The 1,579-nt window shown below is 72.9% G+C and carries 1 protein-coding gene and 1 pseudogene; both read left to right on the forward strand.

What is annotated here, in order from left to right; genetic code table 11:
* Positions 1 to 750, forward strand: a 750-nt coding sequence (locus tag KS423_RS45225; protein ID WP_224285479.1) for an N-acetylmuramoyl-L-alanine amidase, incomplete at its 5' end; no start/stop codon positions are given.
* A 196-nt stretch (positions 751 to 946) separates the two neighbouring features.
* Positions 947 to 1,579 (forward strand): annotated as a pseudogene (locus tag KS423_RS45230) (hypothetical protein); the annotation flags it as partial.

Raw genomic sequence — 1,579 nt, forward strand, 5'->3', positions numbered from 1 at the left:
ACCACCCCTGCGACCGAAACCCCGACACCGCCCCCGCCCGCGCCCGCCGACGCCGCCACCAGCCTGGCCGGCCGCACCGTCCTGCTCGACCCCGGCCACAACCCCGGCAACTCCGCCCACACCGCCGAGATCAACCGTCAGGTGGACATCGGCAACACCCGCAAGGAGTGCGACACCACCGGGACCGAGACCAACGCCGGCTACACCGAGGCCGAGTACACCCTGGACGTCTCCCGCCGGGCCCGCGCCATCCTGGCCGCCCAGGGTGCCAGGGTGGTGCTGGTGCAGGACGGCGACCGCCCGTGGGGCCCGTGCATCGACGAACGCGCCCGCGCGGGCGCCGACGCGCACGCCGACGTCGCGGTCTCGGTGCACGGGGACGGCGGCCCGGCGAGCGGAAGCGGATTCCACGTGATCATGCCCGCCCGGGTGGTGGCCGGGAAGGCGGACAACACGGCGATCGTCGCCCCCTCGCACCGGCTCGGCCTCCTGCTGCGCGAGCGGTTCCACGCCGCGACCGGTGAGCCGTACGCGGACTACATCGCCAGGGACGGCCTGGACACCCGCTCCGACCTGGGCGGCCTCAACCTCTCCACGGTCCCCAAGGTGTTCATCGAGTGCGGTAACATGCGCAACTCGACGGACGCGAAGCGGATGACGGACCCTCAGTGGCGCCAGCAGGCGGCCCAGGGGATCGCCGACGCGCTGACCGCGTTCCTGACGACCCAAGAGAAGACCGAAGAGCGGTAAGGAAGTTGGGTCGCGCATCGGCGGAGGACGACACTCCGCCCGGACCGCGCGGTTTGCAACGACTTCGCCCCATTCCCGGTCCCGCCGTGCACCGGCAGGACGGTTGGGCCTAGGCTTCTGGTCCGTTCGGGAGTTTCGGCCGGTCAGCCCGACCGCACGAACCACCGTCCACGACACGTCAACGAGGGGAACGTTAGTGAATCTGCGCGCTCTCACCAGGGGAGACGCCGCCGTCGCAGGCGCGGCCGTCCTGCTCTTCATCGCCTCCTTCCTGCCCTACTGGACCGTGGACTGCTCCGGCAGCCGGTACTGCCCCTCGTCGCAGAACGCGTGGAGCACGGACCTGTTCCCCATCCTGCCCTCGATCTACCTCCTCGGCATCGCCGCAGCGGTGCTGATCCTGGTGCAGCGCTTCCAGGGGGCGGCCGCGGCCAACCGTCAGGTGCTCGGCCTGCGGCTGGACCAGTGGGGCATCGGCTTCGCCGTCTCGGCGCTGTGGACCTCGGTCTGGGCGCTCGGCGGCGGCACCTCCAGCACCATCGTCAGCCACGGCTTCGGCGCCTGGCTCGGCTTCATCTCGCTGATCGTGCTGGCCGGCGCGGCAGCCGCGAGCCCCCTGGTGCCCGCGCTGAAGGCCCCGCTGGTCTCCGACCGCCCGGCGGCCGTCCCCGGCCAGTACGGCTACCCGGTTCCGGGCCAGCCCGGCCACCCGGGTGCGCCCGGCCAGCCCGGTCAGTACGGCTACCCGGCCCAGGGCCACGACCCGGCGTTCGGCGGCCAGGGCGGCTACGGCTACCCGGGTGCCGGCCAGCCCCAGCCCGGCCAGCCG

Source organism: Streptomyces sp. LS1784 (assembly GCF_020103755.1).
GTDB lineage: Bacteria > Actinomycetota > Actinomycetes > Streptomycetales > Streptomycetaceae > Kitasatospora.